Annotated in this window: 13 protein-coding genes; 9 read left to right on the forward strand and 4 right to left on the reverse strand. The window is 55.7% G+C overall.

Annotated features, from left to right (window positions below):
• Positions 1 to 43 precede the first annotated feature (43 nt).
• The 3 genes from B7994_RS07140 to B7994_RS07150 all read left to right on the forward strand — a co-directional run bounded on the left by B7994_RS07140 (position 44) and on the right by B7994_RS07150 (position 2,743).
• On the forward strand, positions 44 to 1,963 hold the full coding sequence (locus B7994_RS07140) for a tetratricopeptide repeat protein (protein ID WP_088637768.1): 1,920 nt from the start codon (positions 44 to 46) through the stop codon (positions 1,961 to 1,963).
• 13 nt (positions 1,964 to 1,976) lie between these two features.
• The gene (locus tag B7994_RS07145) at positions 1,977 to 2,438 is read left to right on the forward strand and encodes a septal ring lytic transglycosylase RlpA family protein (RefSeq protein ID WP_233143101.1); all 462 of its coding nucleotides are present in this window, start codon (positions 1,977 to 1,979) and stop codon (positions 2,436 to 2,438) included.
• A gap of 116 nt (positions 2,439 to 2,554) precedes the next feature.
• Positions 2,555 to 2,743: a hypothetical protein gene (locus B7994_RS07150; RefSeq protein ID WP_088637769.1), complete on the forward strand. Its 189-nt coding sequence runs from the start codon at positions 2,555 to 2,557 to the stop codon at positions 2,741 to 2,743.
• Positions 2,744 to 2,746: 3 nt separating this feature from the next.
• Here B7994_RS07150 and prmC read toward each other — a convergent pair whose 3' ends face one another.
• On the reverse strand, positions 2,747 to 3,649 hold the full coding sequence (gene prmC / locus B7994_RS07155; protein WP_088637770.1) for a peptide chain release factor N(5)-glutamine methyltransferase: 903 nt from the start codon (positions 3,647 to 3,649) through the stop codon (positions 2,747 to 2,749).
• 25 nt (positions 3,650 to 3,674) lie between these two features.
• Entirely contained in the window at positions 3,675 to 4,742 is a 1,068-nt protein-coding gene (gene prfA, locus B7994_RS07160) for a peptide chain release factor 1 (RefSeq protein WP_088637771.1), read from the reverse strand.
• Positions 4,743 to 4,778: 36 nt separating this feature from the next.
• On the opposite strand from prfA, the gene tsaA reads away from it, so the two are divergent.
• Positions 4,779 to 5,594, forward strand: coding sequence for a tRNA (N6-threonylcarbamoyladenosine(37)-N6)-methyltransferase TrmO (gene tsaA / locus B7994_RS07165; protein ID WP_088637772.1), 816 nt, complete (start codon positions 4,779 to 4,781; stop codon positions 5,592 to 5,594).
• Here tsaA and B7994_RS07170 read toward each other — a convergent pair.
• Positions 5,569 to 7,347, reverse strand: a complete 1,779-nt coding sequence (locus B7994_RS07170) for an ATP-dependent endonuclease (protein ID WP_088637812.1) — start codon at positions 7,345 to 7,347, stop codon at positions 5,569 to 5,571. The two genes, tsaA and B7994_RS07170, sit on opposite strands and share 26 nt — an antisense overlap.
• Positions 7,348 to 7,506: 159 nt before the next feature.
• Here B7994_RS07170 and gltX point away from each other — a divergent pair, with 159 nt between their 5' ends.
• From gltX to galE, 5 genes are read left to right on the forward strand one after another with little or no spacing between them, the layout of a single operon-like run.
• On the forward strand, positions 7,507 to 8,982 hold the full coding sequence (gene gltX / locus B7994_RS07175) for a glutamate--tRNA ligase (protein WP_088637773.1): 1,476 nt from the start codon (positions 7,507 to 7,509) through the stop codon (positions 8,980 to 8,982).
• 12 nt (positions 8,983 to 8,994) lie between these two features.
• The gene (locus tag B7994_RS07180; protein ID WP_144063791.1) at positions 8,995 to 10,242 is read left to right on the forward strand and encodes a BON domain-containing protein; all 1,248 of its coding nucleotides are present in this window, start codon (positions 8,995 to 8,997) and stop codon (positions 10,240 to 10,242) included.
• Between the two features lie 11 nt (positions 10,243 to 10,253).
• Entirely contained in the window at positions 10,254 to 11,231 is a 978-nt protein-coding gene (locus tag B7994_RS07185; RefSeq protein ID WP_088637775.1) for a YafY family protein, read from the forward strand.
• A 14-nt stretch (positions 11,232 to 11,245) separates the two neighbouring features.
• The gene (gene queA, locus B7994_RS07190; protein WP_088637776.1) at positions 11,246 to 12,304 is read left to right on the forward strand and encodes a tRNA preQ1(34) S-adenosylmethionine ribosyltransferase-isomerase QueA; all 1,059 of its coding nucleotides are present in this window, start codon (positions 11,246 to 11,248) and stop codon (positions 12,302 to 12,304) included.
• A 39-nt stretch (positions 12,305 to 12,343) separates the two neighbouring features.
• Positions 12,344 to 13,321 carry a UDP-glucose 4-epimerase GalE gene (gene galE / locus B7994_RS07195; RefSeq protein ID WP_088637777.1) on the forward strand — a complete coding sequence of 326 codons (978 nt, stop codon included), beginning with the start codon at positions 12,344 to 12,346 and terminating at the stop codon, positions 13,319 to 13,321.
• Positions 13,322 to 13,380: 59 nt separating this feature from the next.
• On the opposite strand, the gene B7994_RS07200 is transcribed toward galE, so the two are convergent.
• Entirely contained in the window at positions 13,381 to 14,832 is a 1,452-nt protein-coding gene (locus tag B7994_RS07200; RefSeq protein ID WP_088637778.1) for a hypothetical protein, read from the reverse strand.
• Positions 14,833 to 14,835: the final 3 nt, after the last annotated feature.

Genomic DNA, 14,835 nt, shown 5'->3' on the forward strand with positions numbered 1-14,835 from the left:
CGGGCCTTTTTCCCGCGTCCTACTTTTTTGTATCTTTATACCGATGCGTTTATCCCGCTACATGGCGTATGCCCTGCTTGCTTTTGCGGCCTTCCTGTTCGAAGGCTGCACGTGCTGTGCATACCTGAACCACATGTTCAATGCGGAACGCATTTACGACGAGGCTACCGAGATGCGTACCGCGCGTCTCGACAGTGTGCCCGATGCGGAATCTTCTACGCCCTCTACCGAAGAGCGGATGAAATACGACAAGGTCATCGAGAAGGGCTCCCGCGTGCTGGAACGCTTCCCCAAGAACAAGAAGCGTACTGCCGAGGCCGTGTTCCTTATCGGCGAATCGTTCCGCCACAAGGGCGAGTGGGGCAAGGCGATTATCAAGTACGACGAGTTCGAACGCTACTTTGCCGACCACGATTCCATGCGGACTGTTGAGTACCAGCGTGCCTACTGCCTCTACAAGAACCTTGAATATAACATTAGCCGTTTCGCACTCGAGCCGGTCATTGCCGATAAGAATCATCCGTACTACTTCCAGGGACTGAACCTGCTTTCGCTTCTGGACGAACAGTCCGAACATCCGGATCAGGCCATCGAGGCGCTCGAGGCCGTACTTGCCGATACTGCGGGCACTCCGTTCATGAAGGGTAAGGCGCATTTCCGCCTGGCCGGCCTTTACTACAAGAAGGAAAACTGGGACAAGGCTCGCGAGCATTACACTGCGAAAGAGATTGAACTGCTGAATGTGCGTGAGAGGCAGACTTCCGGCGAACAGGCCGCGGAATGCCTTATCAACAAGAAGGAATACTTGAAGGGCGCCGACGAGTACAAGGCTCTCTACAAGAATCCTGAATACGAGAAGAAGCAGGCGGAATATCTGGTGCGCATTGGCGAGGCGACCCTGATGGGAAACCGCTATCCGGACGCGTTCGTGATTTTCCAGAAGGTGAATACGGAATATCCCAAGTCGCAGTTTGCATCGCGCAGTTACTTCAATCTTGGTGACTACGAACAGAACAAGACGCTTGACTACGAGAAGGCGATTGTCTATTACGACAGCAGCTATATCTCGAGATCCATAAGCGAGTGGGCGCAGAAGAGCCGCGAGCGCAGGGATGCTCTGCGCAGGCTGATTTCGATGCGCAAGCAGAACGACAGCGTACAGAAGGATTCGATTCCGAATATGGACCGGTTCTTTGGAACCGAATTCCAGATTGCCGAACTATTCCTGTTCAAGCTTTCCGAAGTGGATAGCGCCATCGCGCGCCTTACCGGCATTATCGAGAATGCTGACGATTCGGCGAAGGTGCTGCGGGCATCGTATGCGCGGGCGTTTATATACGACGAATTCAAGGGCGATCCCGATACGGCCGAGGAACTCTACAAGGAAGTTATAGAGAAGTACCCGAATACCGAGTATGCCAAGCAGGCGCAGGTGAACCTCGGGATGAAGGTTACGGCGAAGACGCCGGACGACGAGGCACGGGACATGTATATGCGTGCCGAGAGCCTGTGGACCACGGCTTCGGAGATGCCTCTCGACCAGATGGAACTTGTGGACAGCGCATATGCGAACGCGTTCTATGTTTTCGATAGCCTGTACCAGCAGTATCCCGAGACGGAATCCGGCATACAGGCGCTCTACATGAAGGCTGTTTACTACCAGATGAATCCGGAAAGGCTTGATAGCGCGACGGCGGCCTACAAGGTGCTCCGCGACAAGCATGGTAGGACCCCGTGGGGCCAGTATGCTGCCACCGTGCTGAACAACAGAAGCATTACCTCGGATGCCGATATCGAGCGCCTGCGCAAGCGCGTGAAGCAGAGCCTGGAACACATCGACAAGCTTTCGGCGCAGTATTACGAGGCGTTGAACAAGAAGCCCGAAGAAAAGCAGACCGAAGTCAAGAGCAAGGAAGACGAAGTCCTCGAGAATACGTACAACAGCATGTACGATTTCGAGTAGTCGGGAGTATCCGGTGGCTTTCTCTTATAGACATTTTCAGGGGTGCATCCGCATCGCGGGTGTCGTCGCCCTGTCTATCCTGCTTTCGGGTTGTGCCGCCGGTAACGCGAAGATTGCTTCGCGCAAGGGTTACGTGCGGTTTCCGGAAAAACAGTATGCCTCGGGCGAGAAGGCGGAAATCGGGCTGAAGATTACCGGCGAGGCGAGTTATTATGGCCCCGGTTTCGACGGGAAGAAGACTGCGAGCGGGGAAATCTTTGACCAGGACGACTTTACCTGTGCACACAAGAGCCTGCCCTTTGGTACCAAGCTCAAGGTGGTGCGTGTCGATAACGGCATGAGTGTCGTCGTGCGCGTGAACGATCGCGGGCCCTATGTGGATGGCCGTATTCTGGACCTGAGCGTCGCTGCAGGTAAGGAGATCGGTCTCGACAAGGCTGGCCATGCCAAGGTTGTCGCAACCGTCATCGAATAAACAAAAAATTGGGGGAAATGCCAGAATGTCATATTTTGACATTCGGTGATTTTATATTTGGTGCTCAGAAAGTCACTTTCTTGTCTGTGTGGCTTTTTTCGAAAAAGAGGTAAAATATGATACGTAATGAACGCTTCCCGTGGGATTCGGGATTCTCCTCGTTCAAGCGCCGTATTGGCGAACAACTACAGCTAGGCGGTTTTACGGACGATATTGTCGATGATTCCGATTTACTTTCGTTCTACCGCATGGGGGAGAGCGAGACCTACGTGCTCAGCGCCCTCGGCTGCGCAGTCGGAATGTAGGATTTATTTCGCCCTGTAGCTTACGAAGCGTACGTTCCCGCAGAAGTCCTTGTGCGCTCCCTCAAATTCGAGCCAGGGGTAGTTGCCGGCTTCGGCCTGCAATACTTCTGCCTGTTCCGACCCGATTTCAAGGAGGATCGGGGCGCCTGCATTAAGCTTGCCTTCGGTCTGCTGGAGCATCTTGCGGACAAGCGAAAGGCCGTCGGGTCCGCCGTAGAGGGCGAGTGCCGGGTCGAACTTGTCCACCTCGGGCTGGAGCTTGCCTTTTTCGCTATCGGGAATGTAGGGGAGGTTTGCGATAAGGCAGTCGATTTTCGCCGCCGTAGCGCCCGCGGCCGTTGTCACGGCATCGCCCGTTACGGCGTCGAGCAGGTCGCCCTGTGCGAACTTCAACGTTTCGGCGAGGCCGTTGGCTTCCGCGTTTTCCTTCGCGAGCGCGAGCGCGTCGCTTGAAATGTCGGTAGCGAGAACGCGGGCTCCTTCGATTTCCTTCGCGCAGGCAATCGCGATGGCGCCTGTCCCGGTACCGACTTCAACGATAAACGGGCTGGCGTTATCTTTCAGGCGTTCCTTCGCCATGTCGATCAGTTCTTCCGTTTCCGGGCGCGGGACCAGCGCACGCGTGTCGCACTTGATGGTGTGCCCGCGGAAACTCGTGTCGCCCACGATATGTTGCAGCGGCTCGCGACTTGCGCGGCGCGCTACCAGCGGGCGGAGCTTGTCAAGTTCCGCTTCGGAAAGCGGCTTGTCGAAATTCAGGTAGAGGTCCATGCGCTTCTTGATGCCGAGCCCGAAGCAGATGATGTATTCCGCGTCGAGTCGCGCGTCGGGCACGCCTTTCTTCTCGAAGAATACTTTTGTCCTGTTCAGGATTTCGAGGACGGTCATCTGCGGCTTTGTGGGCATCTATCTACCTATAAAATGAATGCGGCTAGGCGTTAAACTTCCCGAGTTTTTCCTGGGCGTTCGCCATCTGGAGCCCGTTGATGATCTCGTCGAGGTCGCCGGTGATGACTTTGTCCAGGTTGTACAGCGTAAGGCCGATACGGTGGTCGGTCACGCGGTTCTGCGGGAAGTTGTAAGTGCGGATCTTGGCGCTACGGTCACCGGTACCCACGAGGGCCTTGCGGCTTGCGGCCTCTTCCTGTTCCTTCTTCGCGATGACGGCGTCAAGAATCTTGGAACGCAGCATTTCCATGGCGTGCAAGCGGTTCTGCAGCTGGCTGCGTTCGGTCTGACAGCTCACCACCACGCCCGTCGGGATATGGGTGAGTCGCACGGCGGAGTCCGTCTTGTTGATGTACTGGCCGCCAGCGCCCGAAGAACGGTAGGTGTCCATGTGGATGTCGGCTTCGCGGATTTCCACGTCGACTTCTTCTGCCTCGGGGAGGATGGCGACCGTCGCCGCCGACGTATGCACGCGGCCCTGCGTCTCTGTCTCGGGCACGCGCTGCACGCGGTGCACGCCGCTCTCGAACTTGAGAGTCCCGTACACGCTGTCGCCTTCGATGAACACGCGGATTTCCTTGTAGCCGCCCACGGTGCCTTCGCTTGCATCCTGGATGGTCATCTTCCAGCCCATGCGGCTGCAGTAGCCCTGGTACATGCGGAACAGGTCGCCCGCAAAGAGAGCCGATTCGTCGCCGCCGGTACCGCCGCGGATTTCGAGTGTTGCGTTGCGGTAGTCCCACGGATCCTTCGGCACCATCAGAATCTGCAGTTCGTCGGTCACGCCCGGCAGCTTTTTTTCGATATCCGAAATTTCGGCCTTGGCCATGGCGACCATCTCGGGGTCGGGATCGCCGAGTGCGGCCTTGTATTCGGCGAGGTCGTTTACCATCTGCAGGTATTCCTTCGCCTTCTGCACTGCCTTCTCGATACCCTTGTACTGCTTGTGTATCTTGTTGTAGCGGGCCTGGTCGGCGAGAACATCCGGGTTCCCGAGTTCCGATTCCAGTTCCTCGTACTTTTCAATCAGTTTTTGTGCCTTGTCTTTCATCGCGTGCAAATTTAGAAATTTTCTACTTTTCCTGCCATGCAGTTTACCCCGATAGGCACATTCTACGGCGATGCCGTGTACAAGTACGATGCTCCCCGGCAGGGGCGCCTGTTTGCGGGGCATCCGGGCCGGATTGAACTTGCTCCGGGGAACAACTACGAGATGGCGCTCCGCGACTTGGAAGGTTTCGAGCGCATCTGGGTCATATTCCAGTTTCACGAGAATGAGGGTTGGCGCCCGACGACGCGGCCGCCAGTGCCGCCGAAGGGCAAGGACCGCGTGGGCACTTTCGCTAGCCGGAGCCCCTACCGCCCGAACCCTATCGGGCTCAGCTGCGTGCGGCTCCTAAAAATTGAAGGCCTTACTTTGTATGTAGACGAAGCGGACTTGCTGAGCGGTACTCCGGTGCTCGATATCAAGCCGTATATCCCGATGGCGGACGCCTTCCCTAATGCGAAGGCAGGCTGGGTCGAGGAACAGGAAGGCGATTTGTGGACCGTCGATACGACCGCGGTATTTGCCGCGCAGGGCGGGTGGATTGCGGAACATAGCGAATTTGACCTGGACAGTTTTGCCAGGGTGCAACTTTCTCGCGGGAATTTTTCGAAGGATGTGTTCGACAGCTCGCGCCGGCGCCTGACCATCGACGAGAATGCAAGAACGGGTGTACTGGCCTACCGCACGTTCCGCATCCGTTTCCGTTACGATGAATCGGAACGCAGGGTGATGCTGGAAAGTATCGCGAGCGGCTATACTGCCGACGACTTGAAACCTGGCGCCGAAGACAAGTACGGCGACAAGCAGCTACATCGCGATTTCTTGATGTTTATGTCTCGTGACTGCCGTCGATAATCCACTGGCAGAGAGCGAGAATTCCGTCGTAGTCGGGCAGGTTGCGTATAAAGTTCTGCGACTTGCAGCGCTCGATGAAGGTGCTCCAGGCGCCCTCGTTCTTGGCTTCGAGCCCGAGATGCTCTTCGATGGCGCCCTTGGTCCACACCCATATTCCCTGTTGGCGGAGTTTCATGTGGATGTTTCGGATGGGGCGTTCCGCTTCGGGCATGGCGGCCATCATGGCGTAGGCCTTCGCGGCAGAAATATTGCTGTGCTTGTTCACGGGACGCCCGTTCACGAGTCGCATGTGGTTGTGGAATGCGAGTTCGCGGAACAGGTTTGTGCAGAACTTTATGTCGGGATCGTTCGCCTCGAGGAACCCGTCGCGGGTGGCCGTAGTGAAGGCGTAGTCCAGGTCGACAATGGAACGCACGGGCATATCCATGGCATCGAGGACCTGCATGCTCTTGCGGGTGTTGCTTACGCCGCCCTGGCGCACGAGCGCACACTTGATGAGGGCGAAACTCTGCCCCGTAATGCGCTCAAAGAGCGCGGGAAGTACGCGCCATTCCGTCTTGCCTTCGGTAAGGAGCACGTAGTCGGCGAAAAGCAGTTCGTTGCTGTTCGATAGGCTGAACAGCATCTGCAACTGGCTGGGTGCATCCTGGATGACCTGGTGGACGGCGTCTTCCATTCGCTTGCGCATGAATGTCCCGCGTTCCTTGTTCTTGCGGATGAGTAGCGAGGTGCTTACGTCTTCGCTTGTCACCATCTGCGCGGAGTGTGTCGCGAAAATCACCTGGTAACCTTCGTTCGAGAGGTTCTTGAGCGCGACGCGCACAAGTTCTACGGCCTGCGGGTGCAGGAAAAGTTCCGGAGAGTCGATGAGCAGCATGGTGCGGCTCAGGTAATGGTTGTTGTGGTGCTTCTTGACTTCGGAGAGGTAGCGCACGAGCGCCATCTGGATGGCACGCTGGCTTCCTGCTCCCATGCGGTCGATATCGCGCTCGAAGCCGTCGTCTTCGTCAATCACCTTGAGGGTGGCCTTTTTGAGGAAGGTCTCCAGCGTCGGGATGGGAATGCTCAGCTCCACACGTACGCTCGGGAATAGCGGCTTGAGTTTCTCGTTTACGTCGTGGTCGAAACTCTGGATTTCTGCCGCCTGGTTTTCGCCACCGGGACTGAGCATGTCGCTGAACTTGCTCAGGATATCGTTGAACTCGTTGCCGAAGCGCCTTTCGAGAGGCTTGAAGATTTCGTGCAGGAGCTTGGTTAGTGATTCGTTGCCCTCGAAATCCCAGATGGCGATCGGGGAGGGGAACATGCGGCTGAATGCGTGCCTGAATGCATCGCCCGTACGCACCCAGTCCCTGCGCTTGTCGGTCTTGCGGTTGGGTGGGACGAAAGCCCAGATCTCTACGTTCTCGGGTACTTCGCCGGGGACGCGCTGGATTTTCTTGATGCGGACTCTGTCTCCGCATAGGAAGGGCTTGATTTCGGCGGCCTTGTCTTCGCCTAGGCGGTTGAGGACCGTTTCGGTAATGCCTTCGAAAACACCCTCGACTTCGACGGGGTTGTTCGGGTCGTCAAAAAAGGAAATGTCTAGCGAAAAACGTGACAATAACCATCTGATGCCCATCAAAATGTTGGTTTTGCCTGCGTTGTTGTAACCTATGAGTGCGGTGAAACCGCTCAGCGGGAAAGTCTGTCGCTGGATGGAGCGCAGGTTCGAAATCGTAATCTCTGAAAGTCTGAGTGCTTGGGGCTGCATGACTTCAATATATATCATGATTTTGCCAAAAGTTTGGTCTTTTCTTTAAAAAAGCCGTTTTTTTTATGAAAAAAGTTTCACGTCTGGGTAGGGAAAACCATTTTTCTATATTTACTGACGGAAATTGACTAAAAATTTAAACAAGGATAAAAACACATTATGTCCGATAACAGCAACAGTTCAAAGTCTCCTGTCCGCGTGCGTTTTGCCCCTAGCCCTACGGGTTACCTGCATGTGGGCGGTGCGCGTACCGCCATCTACAACTACTTCTTTGCAAAGCATATGGGTGGCACGTTCTACCTGCGTATCGAGGATACCGACCGCAAGCGTTATAACGAGACTGCGCTGCACGACCTGATGCGCGATTTGAAGTGGCTCGGCCTGCAGTGGGACGAAGGTCCGGGTTGCGAGGGCGACTGCGGTCCGTACTTCCAGAGTGAACGCCTCGACATTTACCACCGCGAAATCAAGAAGCTTTTGGATGCCGGCTGCGCCTACTACTGCTTCTGCACCGAGGAACGCCTGCAGGAAGTCCGTGCCGAGCAGGAAAAGTCTCACGTGCCGGTCACGGGTTACGACCGCCATTGCCGTAACATTACTCGCGAAGAAGCCGAAGCCCGCATTGCTGCCGGTGAAAAGGCTGTCATCCGCTTCAAGGTGCCCGAGACTGGCGTGACCGAATTCGATGACATGATTCGCGGCCACATTAGTTACCAGAACGAACTTCTGGACGACCTCGTACTTATCAAGCGCGACGGTTACCCGACCTACCATTTTGCAAGCGTCGTGGACGACCACCTGATGGGTACGACGCACGTGCTCCGCGGTGACGAATGGATTAGTTCTACGCCTAAGCACGAACTGTTGTACAAGGCTTTTGGCTGGCAGCCGCCCGTATGGTGCCATCTGCCGGTGATCCTCGACAAGAACGGCGGTAAGCTCAGTAAGCGCAAGGGCGCTGCTTCTGTGGGCGACTTCCGCGACCTTGGCTACCTGCCCGAAACGCTTGTGAACTACCTCGCTCTCCTCGGCTGGAACCCGGGCGACGACCGCGAAGTCATGACCATCAAGGAAATGGTCGAAAGCTTCACGCTCGAACGCATCAACCCGAAGTCCGCGAGCTTCGACGAAAAGAAACTGCAGTGGATGAACGGCCAGCACATCCACATGTGCGACGATGCGTTCCTCAAGGGCATCATGAAGGAAGGCCTTGCTGCGAAGGGCATCGACCTCTCCAACGAACCGGAAGCACGCCTCGATGAAATCGTGAAGCAGCTCAAGCCGCGCGCTCACTTTGTGCAGGACTTGGCCGAGATGGCCGTGTACTTCTTTGTCGCTCCGACGACCTACGACGAAAAGGGTGCTAAGAAGCACTTTGGCGAAGGTTCCAAGGAAGTCGCTACGCTTGTGCGTGACATGCTCGCTTCCATCGAAGATTTCAAGACCCCGGTGATCGAGAAGGGTTTTTATGACCTCGCCGAGCGCTGCGGCCACAAGGTCGGTGAACTCGTCGGTGCTCCGCGTCTCGCTGTTTCTGGCGTGACCGCTGGCCCGGGCCTCTGGGAAATGTTCGAAATCATCGGCAAGGAAGAGGTTCTCCGCCGCATCGACGTGGCAATGCCTCTCATGAAATAGCGCGCTAGAGAAATGCTTTCCCAGTTCCCGCATAGGATTCATTCCCAGCAGTTGTTCTGCTGTCGGTGCCGCAAGGTCACCGCTCATGGATTGTATGCGCGCGAACCGTATTCTACGTACGGCGGGATGAAATCGCATGTGCCGCTCCTGTGCGTGTGCGAGAAGTGCGAATCCGCCTTCGTCGCATTCTCTAACGAGTTTGCTTTTTCGCATCCGGAAGATGCCGGCGAATATACCCGCGTCTACGGGAACAGCCGCATCGCTGTGGGTAACTGGCTCTACTTTAGGGGCTCCGTGAAGCCCGGAATGGTCAGGAGTTATTTCCAGACGAGCGACAAGGAAATCATCGTCATGAGTTACGATGGCGGGTCCGACAAGAAAATCGAACTCGACCGCCTTGCACATATCGACGAGAAGTCGCCCGAAGGGTACCGCTTGTTGCCGGCTCAGAGCGCGCAGACACTCCTTGGAGACTGCGTTTACCATGCCATTCGTGATCAGTTCGGTGTGGCGGTGGGGCTTGTGAAGGATGGAGACAAGGACAAACTTGCCGTGCTGCTCGAGGATGCGTCTGTGCTGTTCATTACGCTTCCGCAGACAGCGCAGAATCTACCGAACGAGCGCCTTTGCGAGATTGTGCAGAACAAGCTGCAGCAGCTTTTTGCCGAAGATGCGGGCCGTATATCGGTGACTGTCGGGCAGGGCATAGTCTATCTCAATGGCCTTGTGAAAAACTTCTCGATTAAGCGCTCGCTGCGTGCGTGCGTGAACAGCATGCCGCGTATTCGCGGATGCGTCGATTTTACGAAGATTATTCCGGAACCGGGAATGACGGATTCCCTCATAGAGAACCGTGTCTACACGCTGCTCGAGTCGTTCGGGCGTAATGTGTTCGACTACAAGGTGAGTGTCGTGGGGGGCAAGGTCTCGGTGTCGGTATGCTGTTTCGAGGATTCCTTCCCGAGGGATCTGGAAAACCGCATCGCCGAGATCCCTGGCGTTGTGGACCTGGCCTATTCCATGGTCACTATTCCCGAACGGGAAATGCAGAATAGGAACGAGTGCCTGGAAATGGAAGAAAGCTATTCGCTGAATTCCCGCTTCCAGGGTGCTAAAATCAAGGTCTCGTATGTCGAGAACAAGTATTTGCTGGAAGGGCGAGTCCATTCCGCGTGGCAGAAGCAGATGGCGTTTGTCAATGCGGTCAGGATGTCGCTTTCCACTTCGGTTGAAAACCGGCTCAGGGTAGTCGAGGGATAAAAGGAGTGCTTATGGCAACTGGATATGAGAAAATCAACCTTATAAAGTCGAAGTTGAAAACTCCGATGACGGTCACGATGCTTGCCGATGCGCTCGGGTGTAGCCCGCGAACGGTTTTCCGCCACCTCGAAGTCATCGAGCAGGAAAACTGCGGACTTCGTAAGATCAAGCGCGAAGGCGAGACGCGCTATGTTATCCAGGTCGAGGAACAGGCGAATTTCAATCAGAGCGTGGTCAAGCAGCTCGAGAAAATCAAGAAGAACCTGCCGGCGACATCTGCTCCGGATATCAAGACCATGAAACTTCTGGACAAGGTAATCGGCGTGTTGCAAACGACCGATCCTGAAGAATTCAAGCCGGAGGCAGTCACGACGGACCCGGATTACGTGCTGGACTACGGCCCGTTCTGCGACGACAAGATTCAGGATGCCATGGTGAACCGCGCTCTCAAGGCCATTCACGAAGGTTTTGCGCTCAAGATCCGTTACCGTCCGTCGACATCAGAAGAGGAAATCAAGACCTGCGAGATTTTCCCGGTCAAGGTTATCTTGCGCATGGATACGCTCTACCTCGTTGCGGGTGAAGTTGACGAGAAGGGTGAGGAAGTCTTCAAGAACTACCTGTTCGAAAACATCGAGAGCATGTCGGAGACGAACCATTCCTCGCCAAGGTTCAATTTTGATGCGCGGACCCACTACATCTATACGTTCGGAAAATACACGGATACGAGTAAACCTGAGGATATCACGCTCGAGATTAGGAGCAAGTGGCTGCAGACGCAGTTCGAACGCGCTCATTTTTACCCGGCGATATCGAAGCGCCTTGACCGCAACAAGAACATGATTGTCGATATGAAACTCCGCATCACGCCGGATTTCTTGAACTGGCTCATGGGATCCTCGTCCGATATCCGCATACTGAAACCCGCGTCGCTCCGCGAAAAGATTAAGCAGAAGATGAAGATGGCTTTGGCCGAAATGGACGGCTAGGAAGGCTTGTAAAGATGGAAAATATCGAGAAAGACCATAGACTTTCCGACTACACTTTTGAATTCCCGAAGGAACTGATTGCGAGCCGCACGGCGGGCAAGGGCAAGACGCGTATATTGCATTGCCCCAAGGATGGCGGGCCGCGCCGCATCATGAAGGCGCCGGAGATTGTTGAACTGTTCCGCCCCGGCGACTGCCTGGTGGTGAACAACACGAAGGTGATCCCTGCACGCCTATTCGGGCATACGCTGCACGGCGGAGAGGTGGAAACTCTCCTTGTGCAGTCGCTCATCCCGGCCGAAGACGGCTGTGCCCGCTACGAGGCGCAGGTCCGCCCGGGCAAGGCCTTCAAGATTGGACGCGAACTTGAGATTGCCGGCGTGAAGGCTGTGGTGGAAGATATTCACGAAGATGGCGCGCGTATCTTGCGTTTTGCGGTGACGCCCGTGGAACTCGAGGCGGTGATGAACCGCGAGGGCCACGTGCCGCTCCCTCCGTATATAAACCGCCCTGACGATGAGGACGACAAGAAGGCCTACCAGACTATTTTCGCGAAGTACTCGGGTGCCGTTGCCGCCCCTACGGCAAGCCTGCACTTTAGCGAACAGATGCTGGCCGATTTGAAGGCGAAAGGCGTGTACGTTGCCGAAGTCACCTTGCACGTAGGGCCGGGCACGTTCCAGAACATCTCGGTCGAGGACTTTACCCAGCACAAGATGCACGGCGAACATTACGAACTTACACAGGAGAATGCCGACATCATCAACAAGGCGAAGGCTGCGGGTGGCCGCGTCGTGACTGTCGGTACGACAAGTACCCGCGTTGTGGAAACGATTGCCGACGATAACGGAATCGTGAAGGCGCAGACAGGCGTGACGCATGCGTTCTTCTATCCCGGCTACCGCTATAAGATTGTGGATGGGCTCCTGACGAATTTCCACTGGCCCAAGAGTTCTCTCATATTGCTGGTTTCGGCCTTCTACGGGCGAGAAAACACGCTGGCCGCCTACAAGATGGCGGTCGAGAACAAGATGAAGCTGTTCAGCTATGGCGACGGGATGTTAATTTTATAACCGAGTCCGCGTGAGCGGTCGTTTGAAAAAGGAAAAGACATGAAGATTGCAGTTATCGGCGGTGCCGGATACATCGGTTCGCACACGACAAGGGAACTTCTCGACCGCGGGCACGAGGTCTGCGTTTTTGATAACCTCAGTAGCGGTCTCGAGCAGAACCTGTTCCCCGAGGCGGGCTTCGTGAAGGGCGATATCCTGAATCCCGATGAAATTGGAAAGTTCCTGAACAATTTCAAGCCCGAAGGCCTCGTGCACTTGGCCGCCTTCAAGGCTGCCGGCGAGTCGATGATCAATCCCGAAAAATATAGCGTGAACAACATTACGGGCTCCATCAACATCCTGAATGCTGCGACCGCTGCCGGCGTGAAGTATTTCGTGTTCTCAAGTTCCGCGGCAACCTACGGTGCTCCGAAGTACCAGCCTGTCGACGAGGAACACCCGACCGACCCGGAAAACTACTACGGCTACACGAAACTCGCCATCGAGGGCTTCCTCAAGTGGTACGATAAGCTGCGCGGAATCAAGTTTGCGGCTCTCCGCTACTTTAACGCCGCAGGCTACGACGTGAAGGGACGCATCAACGGGCTCGAGAAAAATCCGGCGAACCTCATCCCGGTGGTGATGGAAGCTCTGCTCGGCAAGCGCAAGGAATTGCTCGTGTTCGGCAACGACTACGATACGCCCGATGGCACGGGCGTGCGCGACTACATCCACGTGAATGACCTAGCGATTGGTCACGGGATGGCGTTCGATTACCTACAGAAGAACAACAAGAGCCTGATTGTGAATCTCGGCGTGCAGCAGGGGAGTTCCGTGCTCGACGTTATCCATATGGCAGAGAAGGTGAGCGGTCGCAAGTGCCCGTACCGCATTGTGGAACGCCGTCCGGGCGACCCCGCGACGCTTGTCGCTAACCCCAGCAAGGCACACGAAGTTCTCGGCTGGAAGGCGCAGTACAGCGACTTGGAAACGCTGATTGCGACTACCTGGAAGGCCTACCTCGCCAACGAGAAATAAGCTCTCTTGTCATTCCCGCCCCGCATCAAGTGCGGGGTAAACTCCGGTGGGGATTTTTTTTAAACACCCGTTTTTTCCAGCATCCGTTTCGCCTGAGTGGCGAGCAGGTCGCCGTCGCCAAGCTCGATGACCTTTTCGAGACGTTGCTTGCCTTCGTCGGGCTCGATTCCGTAACGGATACGTATTTCGCCTACGGAGTAGAGTGCGCGACGCGCAATCTTCGGGTCCTTTTCGAGGGCGAGCCCTTTCTCTAGCAGCGAGAGCGCGGCATCCATGCAGCCTCGGGACTTTGCCGTCCCGCCCCATTCAATCCACTGCGTGCTCGTCACGTCGATAAACAGGCTCGGGCTTACGATGCGTTCGGCAAACTTTTTCAGGGTCTCGTGATCCAGCGGCTGTTCCTGCAGGAGCGCGGTCATCGCCTGGCATAGGCATATCTTTGCGGCATCGTAGTGCCCCTTCTGTGCCTCGCTGAATCCTTCGTCAATCTTTTCGCGCGTCTTTACATGCCGCTCTGCGGTAATGTTCCTTTGTGCGGTCCGCTGCATGCGCATTTCCAGGGCATCCTTGCGCTGCTCGGCAAGGCTCTTGCGGCGTGCGGGAATCTTGATGCCGGCAAGTACGCCGAGCCCGAAGAACAGGATTGATGCAAAGCCTACCGCCCCGAAGATTCCTGAATTGACAATCCAGTTGACGGTGACATCGAGGATGACTCCGAGTATCGCGATTCCGCGGATGATGGGCGACACGTTACCGGGGCTATTCCCGAAAGCGGTGGCACCGAGCATGAATGCGATGGCGATGCTTGCGCCCATGTAGCGTTCGGCTACGTGTGGGCTGAAGAAACTTGTCGCCGTGAAAAAGTCTATGACGCATCCGCCAAATATGGCAAGCGCGAGGAACATTCCCAGCGAGGCGATGACGCCCCATCTGTCGCTAAGCCTTGCATACGCAAACAGGAAGAGGAGTGCGAACAGCGCAAAGCTTGGCCAGCTCGGGAAAAGGAGCCAGCAGGTGAAAAGCCTTTCGTACTCGCTGTCCTTCGGGACAAAAGCCATCGCATATCGCGGGAACTGGTCCGTGTATTTCTTGATGAACTTGTTCAGTTCCCGTTCGAACTGAGCTTCCTTGGGGTATACGCCGTGTTCCTTGGTGTACTGCTCCTTGCCGCCGCCAATTTCCCACCATTCGCGGAACTCCTTCCGCTTCGACTTAATCCTCTCTTCGGTGTCGAAGGACTTGCCGGCCGAAAGTACGCGTTCACGGTACTGTTCGAACTCGATTGCTCTTGCGGAGTCGTTTACGGGCAGTCCGATGACCTTGAATTGCGGCATGCCTTCTTCTTGCCACCATTTCTCGAACGAAAGGGCGATGTTCTTCTCGAGTTCCCTCTGCTGGATAACGGGCGTAAGCGCTGTGACGGCATTGAATATGCCAATGGCGATAACGACGGCAAACACGATATAGTGGTGTACCTTCAGACGTTTCGTGTATTTCTTTATTCCAAGCATCGT

Origin of the sequence: Fibrobacter sp. UWR2 (assembly GCF_002210285.1) — a bacterium.
Lineage (GTDB): Bacteria > Fibrobacterota > Fibrobacteria > Fibrobacterales > Fibrobacteraceae > Fibrobacter.

Bases quoted from the DNA above. Each gene is read 5' to 3' on its own strand.
- prmC (WP_088637770.1), bottom strand. From the start codon at position 3,649: ATGCCCACAAAGCCGCAGATGACCGTCCTCGAAATCCTGAACAGGACA.
- queA (WP_088637776.1), top strand. From the start codon at position 11,246: ATGGAAAATATCGAGAAAGACCATAGACTTTCCGACTACACTTTTGAA.
- galE (WP_088637777.1), top strand. From the start codon at position 12,344: ATGAAGATTGCAGTTATCGGCGGTGCCGGATACATCGGTTCGCACACG.
- prfA (WP_088637771.1), bottom strand. From the start codon at position 4,742: ATGAAAGACAAGGCACAAAAACTGATTGAAAAGTACGAGGAACTGGAA.
- B7994_RS07170 (WP_088637812.1), bottom strand. From the start codon at position 7,347: ATGCAGCCCCAAGCACTCAGACTTTCAGAGATTACGATTTCGAACCTG.
- tsaA (WP_088637772.1), top strand. From the start codon at position 4,779: ATGCAGTTTACCCCGATAGGCACATTCTACGGCGATGCCGTGTACAAG.
- B7994_RS07200 (WP_088637778.1), bottom strand. From the start codon at position 14,832: ATGCTTGGAATAAAGAAATACACGAAACGTCTGAAGGTACACCACTAT.
- B7994_RS07185 (WP_088637775.1), top strand. From the start codon at position 10,254: ATGGCAACTGGATATGAGAAAATCAACCTTATAAAGTCGAAGTTGAAA.
- B7994_RS07140 (WP_088637768.1), top strand. From the start codon at position 44: ATGCGTTTATCCCGCTACATGGCGTATGCCCTGCTTGCTTTTGCGGCC.
- B7994_RS07150 (WP_088637769.1), top strand. From the start codon at position 2,555: ATGATACGTAATGAACGCTTCCCGTGGGATTCGGGATTCTCCTCGTTC.
- B7994_RS07180 (WP_144063791.1), top strand. From the start codon at position 8,995: ATGCTTTCCCAGTTCCCGCATAGGATTCATTCCCAGCAGTTGTTCTGC.
- gltX (WP_088637773.1), top strand. From the start codon at position 7,507: ATGTCCGATAACAGCAACAGTTCAAAGTCTCCTGTCCGCGTGCGTTTT.